The sequence below is a fragment of the Chryseobacterium sp. KMC2 genome (genome assembly GCF_016756935.1).
GTDB lineage: Bacteria > Bacteroidota > Bacteroidia > Flavobacteriales > Weeksellaceae > Chryseobacterium > Chryseobacterium rhizosphaerae.
In genome coordinates this window covers 116308-133845 of sequence record NZ_JAESIT010000013.1, presented here as the reverse complement: position 1 = coordinate 133845, position 17538 = coordinate 116308, and the positions used below count along the sequence as shown (strand labels likewise).

Annotated in this window: 18 protein-coding genes; 7 read left to right on the top strand and 11 right to left on the bottom strand. The window is 36.3% G+C overall.

Annotation, left to right across the window (positions count from 1 at the left end; translation table 11 throughout):
- Positions 1–30 precede the first annotated feature (30 nt).
- The 4 genes from JML65_RS16105 to JML65_RS16090 all read left to right on the top strand — a co-directional run bounded on the left by JML65_RS16105 (position 31) and on the right by JML65_RS16090 (position 4310).
- Entirely contained in the window at positions 31–690 is a 660-nt protein-coding gene (locus JML65_RS16105) for a YggS family pyridoxal phosphate-dependent enzyme (protein WP_202271403.1), read from the top strand.
- A gap of 56 nt (positions 691–746) precedes the next feature.
- The gene (locus tag JML65_RS16100) at positions 747–1931 is read left to right on the top strand and encodes a sigma-54-dependent transcriptional regulator (protein ID WP_047495656.1); all 1185 of its coding nucleotides are present in this window, start codon (positions 747–749) and stop codon (positions 1929–1931) included.
- Between the two features lie 99 nt (positions 1932–2030).
- Positions 2031–3392 (top strand): MATE family efflux transporter, encoded by a 1362-nt coding sequence (locus tag JML65_RS16095; protein WP_047495659.1) that lies wholly within the window; start codon positions 2031–2033, stop codon positions 3390–3392.
- Positions 3393–3482: 90 nt separating this feature from the next.
- Complete coding sequence (locus tag JML65_RS16090; protein ID WP_202271402.1) at positions 3483–4310, top strand: GLPGLI family protein; 828 nt, start codon at positions 3483–3485, stop codon at positions 4308–4310.
- Between the two features lie 137 nt (positions 4311–4447).
- Here JML65_RS16090 and JML65_RS16085 read toward each other — a convergent pair whose 3' ends face one another.
- The 3 genes from JML65_RS16085 to JML65_RS16075 form a co-directional block, all read right to left on the bottom strand.
- Positions 4448–4993 (bottom strand): hypothetical protein, encoded by a 546-nt coding sequence (locus JML65_RS16085; protein ID WP_202271401.1) that lies wholly within the window; start codon positions 4991–4993, stop codon positions 4448–4450.
- Positions 4994–5004: 11 nt separating this feature from the next.
- Positions 5005–5508 carry a GNAT family N-acetyltransferase gene (locus JML65_RS16080; RefSeq protein WP_202271400.1) on the bottom strand — a complete coding sequence of 168 codons (504 nt, stop codon included), beginning with the start codon at positions 5506–5508 and terminating at the stop codon, positions 5005–5007.
- Between the two features lie 156 nt (positions 5509–5664).
- Entirely contained in the window at positions 5665–6228 is a 564-nt protein-coding gene (locus JML65_RS16075) for a Crp/Fnr family transcriptional regulator (RefSeq protein WP_202271399.1), read from the bottom strand.
- Positions 6229–6304: 76 nt separating this feature from the next.
- Here JML65_RS16075 and JML65_RS16070 point away from each other — a divergent pair, with 76 nt between their 5' ends.
- The gene (locus JML65_RS16070) at positions 6305–6994 is read left to right on the top strand and encodes an HAD family hydrolase (RefSeq protein WP_202271398.1); all 690 of its coding nucleotides are present in this window, start codon (positions 6305–6307) and stop codon (positions 6992–6994) included.
- 74 nt (positions 6995–7068) lie between these two features.
- Here the strand turns inward: JML65_RS16070 and JML65_RS16065 are convergent, their stop codons facing one another.
- The 3 genes from JML65_RS16065 to era all read right to left on the bottom strand — a co-directional run bounded on the left by JML65_RS16065 (position 7069) and on the right by era (position 10988).
- Positions 7069–9471 (bottom strand): alpha/beta hydrolase family protein, encoded by a 2403-nt coding sequence (locus JML65_RS16065; RefSeq protein ID WP_047495918.1) that lies wholly within the window; start codon positions 9469–9471, stop codon positions 7069–7071.
- Between the two features lie 145 nt (positions 9472–9616).
- A complete protein-coding gene (locus JML65_RS16060; RefSeq protein ID WP_047495680.1) occupies positions 9617–10045 on the bottom strand; it encodes a DoxX family protein in 429 nt (142 codons plus the stop codon).
- Between the two features lie 67 nt (positions 10046–10112).
- Positions 10113–10988, bottom strand: a complete 876-nt coding sequence (era, locus tag JML65_RS16055; RefSeq protein WP_047495683.1) for a GTPase Era — start codon at positions 10986–10988, stop codon at positions 10113–10115.
- 329 nt (positions 10989–11317) lie between these two features.
- Between era and JML65_RS16050 the strand changes: the two genes are divergently transcribed.
- Positions 11318–11881 (top strand): Crp/Fnr family transcriptional regulator, encoded by a 564-nt coding sequence (locus JML65_RS16050; RefSeq protein ID WP_047495686.1) that lies wholly within the window; start codon positions 11318–11320, stop codon positions 11879–11881.
- Between the two features lie 233 nt (positions 11882–12114).
- On the top strand, positions 12115–12447 hold the full coding sequence (locus JML65_RS16045) for a DMT family transporter (protein ID WP_027375222.1): 333 nt from the start codon (positions 12115–12117) through the stop codon (positions 12445–12447).
- Positions 12448–12612: 165 nt separating this feature from the next.
- On the opposite strand, the gene JML65_RS16040 is transcribed toward JML65_RS16045, so the two are convergent.
- From JML65_RS16040 to gpmI, 5 genes are all read right to left on the bottom strand, one after another.
- Entirely contained in the window at positions 12613–13380 is a 768-nt protein-coding gene (locus tag JML65_RS16040; RefSeq protein WP_047495689.1) for a class I SAM-dependent methyltransferase, read from the bottom strand.
- Positions 13380–14189, bottom strand: a complete 810-nt coding sequence (gene map, locus JML65_RS16035; RefSeq protein ID WP_047495692.1) for a type I methionyl aminopeptidase — start codon at positions 14187–14189, stop codon at positions 13380–13382. The genes JML65_RS16040 and map overlap by 1 nt, the downstream gene beginning before the upstream one ends.
- A gap of 144 nt (positions 14190–14333) precedes the next feature.
- Entirely contained in the window at positions 14334–14765 is a 432-nt protein-coding gene (locus JML65_RS16030; RefSeq protein ID WP_047495696.1) for a BT0820 family HAD-type phosphatase, read from the bottom strand.
- A gap of 97 nt (positions 14766–14862) precedes the next feature.
- Positions 14863–15840: an acyl-ACP desaturase gene (locus JML65_RS16025; protein WP_047495699.1), complete on the bottom strand. Its 978-nt coding sequence runs from the start codon at positions 15838–15840 to the stop codon at positions 14863–14865.
- A 149-nt stretch (positions 15841–15989) separates the two neighbouring features.
- Positions 15990–17531, bottom strand: a complete 1542-nt coding sequence (gene gpmI, locus JML65_RS16020) for a 2,3-bisphosphoglycerate-independent phosphoglycerate mutase (RefSeq protein ID WP_202271397.1) — start codon at positions 17529–17531, stop codon at positions 15990–15992.
- Between the last annotated feature and the right edge of the window lie 7 nt (positions 17532–17538).

The window sequence follows — 17538 nt, the reverse complement described above, 5'->3', positions numbered from 1 at the left end:
CTGTCAAGTAAATTTCGGAAATTTGCATTTATGAGCATTAAAGAAAATTATCAGACGATAAAAGACCGGCTTCCGGAAGGTGTACAGCTGGTTGCTGTTTCCAAAACACATCCTGTTTCAGCCATACAGGATGTTTATGATTTGGGGCAAAAAGTATTTGGCGAAAATAAAGTTCAGGAACTGATGGAAAAATCCCCTTTACTTCCTGATGATATTCAATGGCATCTGATTGGGCATTTACAGACCAACAAGGTAAAATATATTGCTCCTTTTATAGACACTATACAAAGTGTAGATTCTGAAAAATTATTATCTGAAATCAATAAAGAGGCCGGAAAGAATAACAGGATCATCAAGGTTTTGCTGCAGGTAAAAATTGCCGCTGAAGACAGCAAGTTCGGACTTGAAATTCATGAAGCTGAAAACCTTTTTAAACAGTATATTGATGGTCAATATTCTCATATCGAAATTACCGGTTTAATGGGAATGGCTACTTTCACCGATGACGAACAACAGGTGAGAAAAGAATTTTTAACCTTAAAAGGCCTTTTTGATGAATTAAATAAACTAAAATCATTGAAAACCTTATCAATGGGTATGAGTGATGATTTCCCGGTAGCTATTGAATGTGGTGCCAATTCAGTGAGAGTGGGATCGGCTATTTTTGGAAGAAGAGATTATTCAAAATAGAATTTTTAGGTACAGTTTTTGCTAATAATTGAAACAAAAAATTTAAATTTGCAACTATGCAAAAAATCCTTATAGTAGAAGACGAAAAAGCAATCTCGGGAGTACTTCACAGTATTCTTTCTGATGAACTTACCGAATATGAATTTGTTATCGCTGAAGACGGCCTTGAAGGCTACAAGCAGGTAGAAAAAGAAGATTTCGCTTTAGTGATTTCTGATATTAAGATGCCTAAGCTTTCAGGAACCGAGCTTTTGAAACAAAGTCTCGCCTTAAAGCCTGAAACTACTTTTATTATGATCTCGGGTCACGCAGATATTGATTCTGCTGTTTCCTGCCTTAAAGAGGGTGCATACGACTTCATTTCCAAACCTATTGACATCAACAGACTGATCACCAGTGTAAAAAATGCTTTGGTAAAGGAAACCCTGAAGAAAGAGAACAAAAATCTTCAGACGGAGAACAAAACATTAAAGAGAAAAGTAAATAAAAAGTACCAGATGATCGGAACCTCTCCTGCTTTGCAGAAGATTCAGGATATGATCGAAAAGGTAGCTGTTTCTGACGCCAGAGTACTGATTACAGGACCTAACGGTGCCGGAAAAGAGTTGGTAGCTCACGCCATTCACAACCAAAGTGAGCGTGCAAGGGGACCGATGATTGAGGTAAACTGTGCTGCCATCCCTTCTGAACTTATTGAATCTGAGCTTTTCGGACACGTAAAAGGATCTTTTACCGGTGCTATTAAGGATAAGCAGGGAAAATTTGAGCAGGCAAACGGAGGTACTATCTTCCTGGATGAGATTGGTGATATGAGCCTTATTGCTCAGGCTAAAGTACTGAGAGCTCTTCAGGAAAGCAAAGTTTCTCCTGTAGGAAGTGATAAGGAAATAAAAGTTGACGTAAGAGTAATTGCGGCAACCAATAAAAATATGCAGAAAGAAATTGAGGAAGGAAAGTTCAGAGAAGATCTTTACCACAGGCTTTCTGTTATAGAAATTTACGTTCCACCATTGGACGAAAGAAAAGAAGATATCAAATTATTAGTTGACCATTTCTCCGGTATGATTGCCGATGAACACGGTACTGCTGTGAAAAAATTTGATGATAAAGCTATTGAAGCGTTAAAAGCGCTTTCATGGACTGGAAATATCAGAGAGTTAAGGAATGTGGTGGAGAGGTTAATTATTCTTGGTGGAAACTCTGTTTCTGAAAGTGACGTTGCAAGTTTTGTAAGGAAATAATTGAATTATTATTTACAATATATAAAAATTTGCAGTATCCATACTGCAAATTTTTTTTTGACTTATTTTGAATATAAACTATATGAATCTTAAAATATTATGAACTTTTTAAACAAAAAATATACGAAAGAATGCCTGACTTTGGCTCTGCCTGTTATGCTTACTCAGGTAGGGCAAGTTTCAGTAAATTTATTTGACAATATTATTGTCGGAAAACTTTTAGGAGCGGATGCACTGGCCTCTGTTTCATTAGGAAATGCCGTATTTTTCTCAATCTTTGTATTGGCACTTGGGTTTTCATTTGCCATACCTCCGTTGGTATCAGAAGCACATTCAAAGCAGGATCATGCAACCATTAATTCTGTTTTCAGTCATGGGTTTGTGATCAATATGTCCGTAGGAATTATCCTGATGGTGGTTTTACTCCTGGCAATGCCACTACTCTACCATTCCGGGCAACCCGCAAAGATCATCCCTGATACAGTGGATTTTCTAAGTATTATGGTCATCAGTATGATCCCTTTTATGGCTTTTCAGACTCTCCGTGAGGTTTCTGAAGGGCTGTCTTATACTATTGGGGTTACCAAAGCTACTATCATTGCCAATATCATCAATATTGCTTTGAACTATGTATTTATTAAAGGGCTCTGGGGTTTTCCTCCAATGGGTGTAAAAGGATCTGCTCTGGCAACACTGATTTCCAGAATCTTTATGGTTGTTTTCCTTTATTTTGTATTGATTAAAGAAGAAAGAACCAAACGTTATATCAAAGATTTCTCTTTAAAAATCCAGGATTTTTCAAAGAAAATGTTCGATAAAATGATAAAATTAGGCTTACCGACTGCTTTACAGATGTTCTTTGAAGTAACGGCTTTCGCTGGGGCAGCTTTCATCTGTGGACTTATTTCCGCTCATGATATTGCTTCACACCAGATTGCCCTTAGTATGGCTTCATTTACCTTCAACTTGTGTGTAGGTTTCAGTGTTGCTTCTACGGTAATGATCGGACGAAAACTTGGTGAACAGAACTTTGTGGAATTAAGAAAAGTGGGAATCAATAATTTGAAGATCGCCTTTATTTTTATGTGCATCTGCGGACTGGTCTTTATTTTAGGAAGAAATATATTGCCTACTTTCTTTACTAAAAAAGAAGAGGTGGAAGTGATTACCCTGGCCTCAAAACTAATGATCATTGCCGCTTTATTCCAACTTTCTGACGGGATACAGGTAACGGCATTGGGAATGCTGAGAGGTTTACAGGACGTTAAAATACCTTCTATTTACACCTTTATAGCATATTGGGTTATTACCATTCCTCTAGGCTATTTCTTCTGTGTAACGTTAGAAATGGGAGCTTTCGGAATGTGGATTGCTCTGGGATTAGGTTTAACGGTCTCAGCCGTTTTCCTTGTCAAACGATTTTTAAATATGTCTGCAAAAAGAATTAAGCAGAATACATAAATAAAACGTATGAAAACATCAACGCAGGGCTTAAAGCTCTGCGTTTTTTTTATTAGATTTTGTTACATTTGCCTCCGCTAATTAATCATCATGAAAAAAATATTATTCCTGCTTACTTTATCCGCAGGATCTTTATACCAGGGGCAAACCAATAGATTCACCTATGAACTTCAGTACCGGAAAGATGCTTCAGAAGAATACAGAAAGAATATGATGAATCTGGATATCAATCCAAAATCTGTTACATTTTATGATAAAACCTTTGCCGATTATGACTCTATAAACAAACAGGCTCATGAAGCCGTTTCCCGCTACAGTACAAAAACCGACCAGGTCATCGAAAGAAAACCCGATTCTTTCAAAAACAAATGGTACAGAGACTTTTTTGATTATTTTGTTGTAGAAACAAATGATGAAATGAAATGGAAGCTGCTGCAGGAAACCCAGCAATACAACGGCTATACACTTCAGAAAGCTACCACAGATTTTGGAGGCAGAACCTGGAACGCCTGGTTCTCCAATGATGTGAATATCAAGGAAGGTCCTTATAAATTCCGTGGACTTCCGGGATTGATCTTTATCCTGGAAGATACCGACAAAAATTTTGTGTATAAACTGATCAACAATAAGAAACTTGATACTTATTATGATACCAAAGAATTTGTGGAAACCCATTATGGAAAACCTGCCATTCCTATAACGAACGAAAAATTCAATACATACATTGCAGATATTTACCAAAATCCTACGAGAATGTTTTCAGAAAAAATAAAAAACGGGCAAAAAGCAACTTTTAAAAATGAAAGCGTAGAATCTATCGAAGAACTTAATAAGAAAAAAGAGATGCTTCAGAAAGGCATTAAAGGACGATATATCTATATTGAAAAGGATAAGGAACCGGTATTCAAAAGTAAATAATACTTTATCTAAAGAAGTAATCCCATTATAAAACAAAATCAGTTGTTTCTTACTAAAAAAAACAACTGATTTTAATTGATATGCTTTAGGATTGTTTTCTCAAAGATTCCGGTGGAACCCTGGCCTATTTATTAAATCTAAATTATAATCCCGCCATATCCAATATAGGTCAACTCCGCTCCTTCTACAAATTTCTGAAAGCTTGTATTATTATCGGCTTTTTCATTGTAAAGTTCAAAATAATATTCTTCAGGATTAACGTTGTTTCCTAATATACTTTCTAATGTACCTTTTTTCAGATTTTCATTTCTACGAAATATCCAGAATGAGAATCTTTTAGTCTGAGGATCTGTATTTAATAAAGGTAATTCGTTGACAACTGATATCTTCACATGCGCATTACCATTAATAAGCATAGGATCTAGTAATCCATTTTCAAAAATCAGCTTAAACCTGTCTCCTATATTTTCCGGAAATTCAATACTCTTAACCACATTAATAATAGCTCTGTTTTTTTCGAGCCTGACTTGAGTCTTTCGATATTTTAAATGTTCTTGTTTCTTATATTGGGTTTCAAAATGTTCTTTTGCAGGATAATGTTTTCCACTATCGATATTTTCGGTCTGCCCTTTCCCTTTAATGGCAAAAAAAACAATAAAGGCAATTGTAAAGATGTGTTTCATATGCAATAGTTTTATCCAATCTTTTTCCCAAGAATCTTTAAACTTCTTTCGATTCCATCCAGAATGGCTACATTGGGAAGGGTTCCCCAATCTTCAAATCCGAAGTGTCGGAATAGCTTTAAACTGGGTTCGTTATGAAGGAAAATAAGTGCCACGAGATTATGTACTCCAAATTTTGTGGCATTATCAATACAATACTCAAGGATTGTTTTTCCATAGCCTTTTCCTCTGCAGCTTTCATCCAGATAAATGCTTACCTCTACTGTTCCGCTGTACGCAGCTCTTTCATGGAATGAGCTGAAACTTACCCATCCTATGATCTGGTCTTCAGAATCTTGAACAATCCACAGCGGTCTTGTTTCAGGGTTATGCTCCTCAAACCACTCTTGCTTACTTTCCACGGAAACTTCTTCTACATCTGCAGTTACCATCCTTGAAGCAATTGTTGAATTGTAAATGGCCACAATTTTATTTAAATGAGCCCTCTCAGCATTTCTGAACTTTAATTTTTCCATTGATCTTGATTCAACTTTTTCAATACAAAAATACTAAATTTTAAAAACACCCCTTAATAAACAAAGCTTATTTTCAAATTTCAATACTTAAATAAAACGAACCCCTAAATATTTCAACACAAACCTCAAAACAAAATTATATAACTTAATATTCTTCTATTTCAAATCTTTTAAAATCCTGTTTAAACTTCTTACCGTTATTCCCAGATAAGCCGCCATATCTTCTTTAGAAATTTGAATACCTTGTTTTTCCTGCATTTTTATGAGCTGGGTTAAAGTATGTTCCGTGGTGTAAAGTTGTTGATAAGAAGCTCTGCTGGAAGTATTAATAATCCGTTCTGCGAAGGATTCCAACAGTATGTTATTCAGACGGAGATCATTTTTAATCAAGGACCTGAAAAAAGGAATACCCACTGTATAAACCTCTACTTCTGATAGGGCTTCAACACTGCATAAACAATTGGTATTTTTGATTACCTCTACTTCCCCGATAATTTCTCCACTTCCCAAAAATTCAACAATATATTCTTTCCCGTTTTCTTCCATTAAAAAACATTTGACCACTCCTTTTTTAATCAGGATAACCCTGGAGAGCTGCTCACCCTGTACTGTTATTTTTTCTCCTCTGGAAAAAGAGTTCACGGCAATATCTTCCTTATTCTCCTGTTTTGCGTATAGATCTTCGAGATAGTTTAAAAATGTATGATTCGTTCTTAACATGCTGGTCCGGGACAAATGTCCTTGGTTGATTTATTTTTTATGCTGAATTTTGTCGACAGAAAATTACAAAACTAAAATGAATAATCACATAACAACCATTGCCTTTGATGCAGATGATACCCTATGGATCAATGAACCTTATTTTCAGGAAGCAGAAAAAGAATTCTGTGTACTTCTTGAGGACTATCTGCCGCAGCATTCCGTATCGCAGGAATTGTTTAAAACTGAAATGCAAAATCTGCATTTATATGGATATGGGGTAAAGGGATTTATGCTGTGTATGATTGAAACGATAGGCAGAGTTACCAGCAACACCGCTTCCCTGCAGTTAGTGAACAAAGCCATTGAGCTGGGACAGAACCTTTTGCAAAAACCTATTGAACTTCTGGATGGGGTTACAGAAACTCTCGAAAGCCTGAAAGGAAAATACAGACTGGTTGTTGCCACTAAAGGTGATCTGCTGGATCAGGAGCGAAAATTAAAAAATTCAGGATTACAGGAGTTTTTTCATCATATTGAAATCATGAGTGACAAGAAAGAGAATGATTATAAAAAATTACTGAAGCATCTTGACTGCCAGCCGGGGAACTTTTTAATGCTTGGAAACTCTATAAAATCAGATATTTTACCTGTACTTGAAATTGGAGGATCGGCAGCCCATATTCCTTACCATGTTACCTGGAGCCATGAACAGCATGATGTTAATTTAGAACATCCCAATTTTATGGAATTGGAAAGTATTGACGAAATTCTGAAATACCTCTAGGATAAGGTAATAATTCATTTATTATAATCCTGTTATACATAAAAGAAGGCTGTTTTTCAACAGCCTTCTTTTTATTATTTCTTCAAACATTTTTCAAGGAACTGATCCTGCTCCCATAAAAGATGTAAGATATTTTCTTTCGCCTGGTATCCATGTGATTCTTTTGGAAGAAGAACCATTTTAACCGGGGCTCCCAGATTTTTCAGAGCCTGGAAATATCTTTCCGTCTGCAATGTGAAAGTTCCCGGGTTATTGTCTGCATCCCCATGCACCAAAAGAAGTGGTGTTTTCATTTTATCTGCATTCATAAACGGAGACATGGTATTATAGATCTCCGGAATATCCCAGTAATTTCTCTGCTCACTCTGGAATCCGAAAGGTGTCAGTGTTCTGTTATACGCTCCACTTCTGGCAATACCACAGGCAAAGAGATTGGAATGTGTCAAAAGATTTGCCGTCATGAAAGCTCCATAGGAATGTCCTCCAACAGCCACTTTCTTTTTGTCGATATATCCCAACTGATCTACAGCATTGATGGCAGCATCGGCATTGGCTACCAGCTGAGGAATGAAGGTATCATTAGGCTCAGTTTTTCCTTCACCAATGATTGGGAAAGCAGCATCATCCAAGACAGCATATCCTTTTGTTGTCCAGTATACGAAAGAACCGTAATACGGGAAGGTAAATTCATTTGGATTTTGGGTATTCTGCCCTGCCGTATTTTTATCTTTATATTCTGTAGGATAAGCCCAAATTAACAGAGGAAGTTTTTCTTTCTTCGCTTTTCTATCATAATTTGCCGGTAAATAAAGTGTTCCAGTCAGAGTAACGCCATCATTTCTTTTATAGGTAATTACTTCTTTATAAACATCTTTAATACTCTCAAAAGGATTGGCAAAATGCGTTACCGTTTCTGTTTTATTAGACTTAATATTCTTTTTAAAATAGTTCGGATACAAACTTGGAGATTCCTGGGTGGTTAGAATCTCTCCTTTTGAAGGATTCAGAATATCAATGATACTCTCTTTCGTATTTTTAAGGTTGGAGGTATACAGTCTCTTTTTCTTCAGTGATTTCACATCCATCTCATCAATAAAAGGATGTTGCCCATCTTTTGTAAACCCGTCCCCAATAAGATAAGCTTTACCTCCTTTCAGGTCAATAACAGATCTTCCGTATTGGTTTTTTACTCTATTAAATTTTCCCGGATCACTGTAGACATCCTGATAATTTCGGTCTTCAATTATTTTGGATTCATTGTTATTAAAATCGACAAGGAAAGATTTTGTATTTCTGGTATCATACCAGCCTTCAGAAACTACGGCATAATGATCATTGGTCCAGTTAACATCTTCATACCTCTGTTTTGTTTTGAAGAATGATTTTGGAGCGGCAGTAAACGGAGCTTCCCACATAAAGATTTCATCTCTGTATTCCGAAGCTTTAGACTGGTCTCCCCCATCAAGTGCTTCAGCAAACACCAGCGTTGAAGGGGCATCGCTTCTCCATGACAAATCTCTTTTTCCGGTTCTTACTGATGAAAAACCTTTCGGCATAATCTCATTTAGGGGAACTTCATTCACCACTTTTACAGCGTTTCCTTTTATATCGTACACCGTTGTCGTTATTGGAAATCTGCTTAAAGGAACAATATAAGAGAATGGTTTCTTAATAACGGTTGCCATTAAATAATTTCCATCAGGAGAAAAGCTTAAGCCGGTATACATATCCTGATCTTTTACTTTTTTAAGACCTCCGTTAAGATCAACACTGTATACTTCAGAAGCGGTAAGAACCTCAAAATTCTTCTCATCCTGCGGATTCTTTAAAAGATCCTGGTATGTTCTGTTCTGAGATACTTTTCCATCAGCAGTAGAAACAATAGGTCCTGTTGGAAGATCCTTGCTGGAATCAATTAAAGCAGGTCTGTTTTGAGGAAGGGTTTTAATTAATAAGCTCTGTGAATCATTATACCATACATAGGGTGATCCCAGGTTGGCATTCAAAACATCTCCGGTAATTTTTTTGGCAGTAGCTGTTTCCATGTCTACAATCCAAAGCTCCACTCCTTTAGCGGTAGTATTGGTAAAAGCCAGTTTTTTTTCATCCGGAGAGAATGAAGTATATGTAATTTTAGCATCTGCCGGTAAATTCTTTACCTGAACCTCATTCTTATCATTAATCTTCCTGATTTTAAGGTTATTCAGGTAATTGGCAGTACTTGCAATATTGGTAACGGGATTAATCCTCAGCCCTCCCAATTTCATCTCCTGCTGGCTAAGATCGCTCAGCGTCTTATAAGTGGGACGATACATAAAAACAACCCAGTCTTTTTTGTTGTTCATCAGAACACCGGGCGGCCTATCATAGTCTGCAAGTTTAAGGATTTCTGCCGAGGGTTTTTGATACGTAATATTTTCCTGTGCATCATAAAAATTGAGAAATGCCAGAAGGCAAATAGTCAGTTTTATCTTCATAAAATCATTTTTCACGAATTTAGTGATTTTTAATAAATTTTTAAACACTCACTCACAAGATCCTTTACAAATCCCACTATATCGATACTGGAAATAAAAAAAGAGCATTAAACAATGCTCTTTTATATCTATTTTTGAAATCAGCTTACCAATCTGAAGCCCGTTTTCTCTTTTCTATCATATGATCTACTGAAAACTTTCCTGCACCAAATGCCATAAGCAGAAGATACACGGAAAGATAAATAAGACTCAGCTCTCTCTTTTCAAAAGGATCTGCGCCATGAATAAAAAAGCCAGCAATAGCCATTGTAAAGATCAGAAATCCTAAAGAGATTCTTGTGAAAAGTCCTAATATCAGTAAGATTGAACAAACAAATTCCGCAAACACCGTAAGAATCAGGGAGATCTGAGGCCCTAATCCCATAAAATCAAAAAATTCAATTTTACCGCCTTCCAATAACATCTGAAGCTTTGGAAACCCATGAGAAAGCATTGCAAAACCTACAAAAACTCTCACTGCAAATAAAATAATATCTTTAAGTATTGAGCTGGAATTTGAATCAGTATAGTTCATTTACTAAAAAATTTAGACTAAGGTAATAAAAATCTTTTAATACAACGGGATTACAGCGTTTTTTAGTCTATCTGTAACCAAAGTTTTTTAAATCTCTGTCGTTCTTTCGCCAATCTTTTTTCACTTTTACGAATAAATTCAAGTGAATTTTCTTGGAAAAGAATTTTTCAAGATCCAATCGTGCTTCAGTCCCTACTTTCTTGATAGCCTCACCTTTATGCCCAATAATAATTCCTTTTTGGGTATCTCTTTCTACATAAATAATAGAATCTATAAAAATAATTCCTTCTTTTTCTTTAAACTGTTCTGTAACCACTTCTACAGAGTAAGGAATTTCTTTATCATAATTCAAAAGAATTTTCTCACGAATAGCCTCATTCACGAAAAACCTTTCCGGCTTGTCCGTATACTGATCTTTATCATAATAAGGCGGGTTTTCAGGTAGTAAAGATTTTAATTTAGGCAAGATAACCTCTGTATTGAAAGCATTCAGTGCAGAAATTGGAAGAATCTCCGCTTTCGGAATTTTATTGTGCCAGTCTTCTACTAATTTTTCAAGTCCTTCCTGTGTAGTCTGATCAACTTTATTCAGTAAAAGAAGGACAGGAACAGGAATTTTATTCAGTTTATCTATTAAAAACTCTGATGGTTCTGCTTTATCGGTAACATCTACAATAAATAAGAACACATCAGCATCCTGCAAAGAATCCTTTACAAAATCCATCATTTTTTCCTGAAGACCATATTTTGGATCCAATACTCCCGGAGTATCAGAAAATACGATCTGCAGATCATCTTCATTATAAATCCCAAAAATTCTGTGACGCGTTGTCTGCGCTTTCTGCGTTACAATCGCTAACTTCTCTCCCATCAACTGGTTAAGAAGAGTCGATTTTCCGGCATTGGGCTTTCCAACTATATTTACAAATCCTGCTTTGTGCATAAAAATATTATTACGAACTGCAAAGTTAGTAAAAACAAAATTGGTCTTAGGGTGAATCTCCATATTTAAAAAGAAAAAAGAGAGTTATTTGGCTTTATGCAGCATTACAAAAAAGAATTTCTAAGGGGAACCTGATAAGAAAAATGACATTCCTCTGCTTACTGAGGCATCCGATTAATCATTAGAGCAGCCAGTGGTCTATCCTCCCAAGGATAATACATCAGGAATTTTATCAACTTTTATTCTTCTTTTATTTCAAAAAAAATTATAGGATTATTTTGCATTACATTACTTAAAACTGATACTTTTGAATATTAGAATTCATATGTATGAATATAGACCAGATTCTTGATCAGATTTATCTCCTTCCTGAAGCCTCAAAAAAAAGTTTAAAAGAACATATTACCGAAGTTTCTCATCCTAAAGGTTTTTGCCTGATGGAAGCCAATAAAGTAATCCCTTACCTTTATTTTATCCGCAAAGGTATCGCCCGTGCTTATGCCAGTACTTCAGAAAATGACATTACATTTTGGTTTGGGAGTGAAGGTCAGTGTATCCTTTCCATGAAAAGTTATGTAGAGGATAAGCCTGGTTACGAGAGCATTGAACTTCTGGAAGACTGCGAATTGTACCAGCTGGAAACCGAAAGTTTAAGAAAACTGTTCAATGAGGATATTCACATTGCCAACTGGGGAAGAAAATTGGCGGAAGCTGAAATGATCAAATCTGAGGAACTGATTATTTCCAGACAGTTTAAAACATCTTTGGAGCGCTATAAAGATCTTATGTTTTATCAATCTGACTTACTCAAAAGAGTTCAGCTTGGCTATATTGCTTCTTACCTCGGAATTACTCAGGTAAGCCTGAGCCGGATACGGGCAGAGATCAAGTAGCTTAAAGAAGGTGTAAGCTACAAGTCCATCCTTTTCTTATTTCAGGTACTCAACTTTTTCATCATATTCCTCAATCCCGGAAGATTGAAATCAATTCTTTACAGAATCTATATACTTCCTTCTTCCAGTCTCCGACTTCTTTCTGTACAATATTCCCCGATCTCATTTTTTAACAATTGTAAAATTTTGTTTGCTTTAAAATTCTGAAATTTGCAGTAGAAAAATTAACAAAAATGAATTGGATCATATTAGTTATCGCAGGATTATTTGAAGTTGCCTTCGCATCATGTTTGGGAAAGGCAAAAGAAACATCAGGAACGGAAATGTACCTTTGGTATACCGGGTTTCTGATCACGATGACTATAAGCATGCTTTTGCTTATCAAAGCCACTCAGACCTTGCCTATCGGAACGGCTTATGCCGTATGGACAGGAATTGGAGCTGTAGGAACAGCTTTAATGGGAATTTTCTTCTTTAAGGACCCTGTAAGCTTCTGGAGAGTATTTTTTATTGTAACGCTTATCGGTTCTGTAGTAGGATTGAAAGCTGTTTCTTCTTCACATTAAGATTCGACCTTAAAAAAGCACATAAACTTCTATCTATATTTAAAAATGGAACCGTCTTCTATATGAAGGCGGTTTCGCTTTTCTCACACTTATCTTCAGCATTTCAAGCTTCCATTATTTTTAGCTTATCCATAAAAAAACCTGCCGAAGATAGGCAGGTCTAATTTATTTTTTGAAAACCAACGGTAAGATTTCGTTCTCTCTTAATCCGTATTTTTTGATTTCTTCCTGGGGAAATTTCTGAGAATAGAAATTCACTTCTGTTTCGAAACCTGCTTTTTGCAAACGATCAAAATAATCCATCCCATACCAGCGGACATGGTCATACTGTCCAAAATGTTTCTGGCGTTCTTTCGGATCTTTAATGGTAAAATCTTCATAGGTTTTTTCCAATGAATTTTTCATCGGAACCTGAAGTATCCCCCATCCTCCGGGTTTCATTACTCTGTACAATTCACTCATTGCTTTGGCATCATCTTCAATATGTTCCAAAACATGATTACAGAAGATAATATCAAAACTTTCATCCTCAAAAGGTAAGTTCAGGATATCCGCCTTTACATCTACAATCGGAGAATATAAATCCGCTGAAATATAATTCAGATTGCTCATTCTCTTAAATTTCCTTAGAAATTCCTGTTCAGGAGCAATATGCAGAACTTTATAGCTTTTAATAAAAAAATCAGTTTCATTCTGAAGGTAAAGCCACATCTGGCGGTGTCTTTCCAGACTCAGTGTTCCCGGAGAAAGAGCATTCTCTCTCTGCTTTCCATACCCGTAAGGCAGAAATTTCCGATACGACCTTCCGTCTATAGGATCAAAGAACTGATCTCCTTTAAAAAACTGATAAATAAGCGGCCTCGCCCAGATGCTCATTTTGATAAGCATCGGACGTGGAATTTTATTCAGTAAAAGTTTCGTTATTTTTTTCATTAAAAATCCAGCTGGAACTGCTTTTCTTCATCGCTTTGAATTCCTAAAGCTTCGTAAATATATTGGAATGTAGAAAGCAACACAGGTTTACCATTGATTACAGCCACATCATGTTCAAAGTGAGCAGAAGGTAAGTTATCTAAAGTAGTTACAGTCCATCCGTCATTATGGAATTTCACTTTTTCAGTTCCAAGATTGATCATCGGTTCAATAGCAATAGCCAAACCGTCTTTAATCACTTTTCCGCTTCCTTGTCTTCCATAGTTGGGCACCTGTGGGTCTTCATGCATTTTTCTCCCTAAACCATGTCCTACAAGCTCTTTTACCACTCCATATCCTTCTTTTTCACAATGAGCCTGGATAGCATGGGAGATATCACCGATTCTTTTCCCTCTTACACATTGTTCAATCCCTTTATAAAGAGATTCTTTACTCACCTTCAATAATTTTTTTACTTCCGGTTTTACTTCACCAATTTCAAAAGTATAAGCATGATCTCCTACAAAACCGTTCAGGATTACCCCACAGTCTACAGAAAGCACATCGCCTTCTTGTACGATATCATTGTTGGGAAAACCATGAACTACCTGATCATTCGGAGAAATACACAGTGAGTTCGGGAAACCTCCATATCCTAAAAATGCTGGTTCTGCTCCATGATCCTTAATAAAATCGTGAGCCAGTTTATCTAAATATAAAGTGTTTATTCCCGGTTTAATTTCTTTAGCCAACATTCCCAATGTTTTAGAAACCAATCGGGCACTCTCCTTCATAAGACGCAGTTCGTCTATCGTTTTTAATTGAATCATTGTTGTATAGATGTTAGATTAGATGTTGGAAGTCCGATTACAGCTTTGTGCTAATGGTTGACTTCCCATGATCTATAAACTCTTCTGATAATACGTAGAAACCTTTAGTAATGACGTTATAATGTCCTGTTACTAAGTTCTATTCTACCAGAAAAGTCCTTTTTTCTTTTCTTTTTTTAGTTTTGAATAGGCAAGAACTTCTCTTCCTTCTACACGGAATTCTATTCTTTCCTGAATAATATTGTAGATTTCACCCCATCCAGGAAATCCTCCTAAGTTTCTGTCATCAATAAACCAGTCTGCATCCAGTTTTCTGGATTGATTTGCAGAATCGAAAACTTCTCCTTCAAAGCTTGAATTTACGGCATAAAACTCTACTCCGTTTTTTTTGCAGAATTCTACTGCTTCATCTAATGTTTTTCCGTGTCTGTATGTCCAAAGGATAAGTCTGTATCCCTCTGCCTGAAGTTTTTTTAAGGTTTCAAAAGCGAAAATTTTCGCTTTTCCAATTGCCGGATATGCATCATCTACAATCGTTCCGTCAAAGTCAACGGCAATCTTTTTATTATTTAACATTTTGTTCTTTTTTTAGCTTTGCAAAGATAAGAAATAAAAAAGAGTGCCAAAAAGAAAGGCACTCAATACTTTTATAATTTAAAAAATTCTATAGAATTTAGCTCTTCACCCAGTTAAACTGGAACTGAAGATCCGGTGTAGAAACTCTGTCTGTAATCTTCTGTAGTCTTGCAGGAAGTTTCATTAAATACTCCTGAGCTTTTTCTGCTTTTTCTGTAAGACCTTTTACGTGCTCAATTTTCCACTCATCCAACAGATCTTTCATAATATTGATATAATCATTACCTGTATACACCATACATCTTTGTGCAGCATCTGAAAAATGTCCCCAAAGTTCTCCTGCTTTTTGTCCTGACTGTCTCATCAGGTGAGCCGGCATTACAATTTTCTTACGCATCATATCTTCAAAGGCAAGGATCATTTCTGAAGGGTCAATTTCAAGAATTTTAGCCACGAAATGTTTGTATGCTTTAGCGTGTCTTGCTTCATCTGCAGCAATTACCCCACACATTTTAGCCAGTTTTCCGTTTCCAGATTGCTTTGCCAAAGTACCAACTCTTCTGTGAGAAATATTAGTTGCTGTTTCCTGGAAACTTGTATAAATGAAGTTTCTGTAGGGATCCATACTTGTTCCTAAGTCGAACCCGTCATTGATCAAATACTGAGTTGTGATCTCCACTTCTCTCATATTCACTCTTCCACACAGGTATAGATATTTATTCAGTAAATCTCCGTGTCTGTTTTCTTCTGCAGTCCAAGCTCTTACCCAATTCGCCCAACCTACTTTTTGTTCCTGGTTTACTCCGTCTACTCCCATCAACCAAGACTCATAAGAAGGAAGAGCCTCTTCCGTAATACAGTCTCCGATTAGAGTTACAAATAAGTCGTAAGGCATTTCACGGGCAAAAGTCTGAATTTCCTCTAAATCATGTTTAAAGTCATCGCTTGATGGATCTGGCAGGTAATCGGAAGGCTGCCAAATTTTTTCAATTGGCGTTAAAAATTTATCAAGAAAAGAACCTACTTCCTTTTCCAATATTCCCATTACTTCTTTCCTAACAAGCTTTTGATACATTTTACTATTCAGTTTTTAATTAACAAAGATATGATTTATTTATTATTTAACGCATAATAAAGTATGCAAGTCATACCTTATCTGATATATATCATAAAAAATGCCACTATATCATTATAACGGCATTTTTTTATGAATATTATTGAATTTTAACTAATCAAAACCTCTCCTGTCATAGCATCCGGTATTTTCACACCCATTACATTAAGGATGGTAGGCGCTACATCACCCAGTTTACCGGGTTTTAAATTCCAGGTATTGTCTTTATCCATGACGATAAAAGGTACAAGGTTGGTAGAATGCTGTGTGTTTGGAGTTCCATCAGGATTGATCATTACATCCGAGTTTCCGTGGTCTGCCAGTATAAAAACAGCATATCCGTTTTCATAAGCAGCTGTTGCCACTTTTTCAATGCATTGATCTACTACCTCAGCAGCTTTTACAGCAGCTTCAAAAACACCCGTATGACCTACCATATCTGTATTGGCAAAATTCAGGCAAACGAAATCGGCAGTTCCATTTTCTAATTCCGGTACAATAGCATTGGTAATATCATAGGCTGACATTTCCGGCTTTAAATCATAGGTAGGAACATCTTTCGGGCTTGGACAAAGTAATCTTCTTTCTTCCTTAAACTCTTCCTCCCGTCCTCCCGAGAAGAAAAAGGTAACGTGAGGATATTTTTCTGTTTCAGCAATTCTGATCTGAGACTTTCCGTTTTTCTCCAGTACCTCTCCCATTGTTTCTGTTAACACATTTTCGTCAAAAACAACCTGAACATTCTGAAATGTTTTATCGTAATTCGTCAACGTAATATAATAAAGGTTGAGTTTACGCATAGAAAAATCCGGGAAATCTTTTTGTGAAAGAACTTCTGTAATTTCTCTTCCTCTGTCTGTACGGAAATTGAAACAGATCACGACATCATTATCTATAATCTTCGCTACCGGTACTACATTTCCTGTAGCTGTAGTATTCACTAAAATAATAGGCTTCAGGAATTCATCCGTTACATTATGATCATAAGAATCTTTAATAGCGGCCAGGGCATCTGTAGTCTCTAATCCTACTCCATCCACAAGAGCATCATAAGCTAATTTTACACGCTCCCATCTCTTATCTCTGTCCATTGCAAAATATCTTCCTACTACTGTGGCTAATTTCCCTGTAGTAGCTTCCATATGCTTCTGAAGCTCATCTATAAATCCCAGTCCTGAATGTGGATCACAGTCCCTACCGTCTGTAAAAGCATGAACAAATACATTTTCGTTCAACCCGAATTCTTTGGCAGCAGATAATAATCCTTTTAAATGATTGATATGGGAGTGTACTCCTCCATTGGATACCAATCCTATAAAATGTATTTTTTTATTCTCTCTTTTTGCATATTCAAAAGCATCCTGGATCACTTTTTCCTGTCCCAATGTTCCGTTTTCAACGGCCATATTGAGTTTTACCAGATTTTGATACACTACTCTTCCGGCACCCAGATTCATGTGGCCCACTTCAGAGTTTCCCATTTGTCCTGCAGGAAGTCCCACTGCTAAACCACTTGCTTCAAGTGTTGTGTGTGGAAATTTTTGATAACAGCTGTCTATAAATGGTGTATTTGCTTTATCTATGGCAGAAACATTTGGGTTGGTTCCCAATCCCCATCCGTCAAGGATTGCCAGTATTGCTTTTTTCGACATTTTGTAT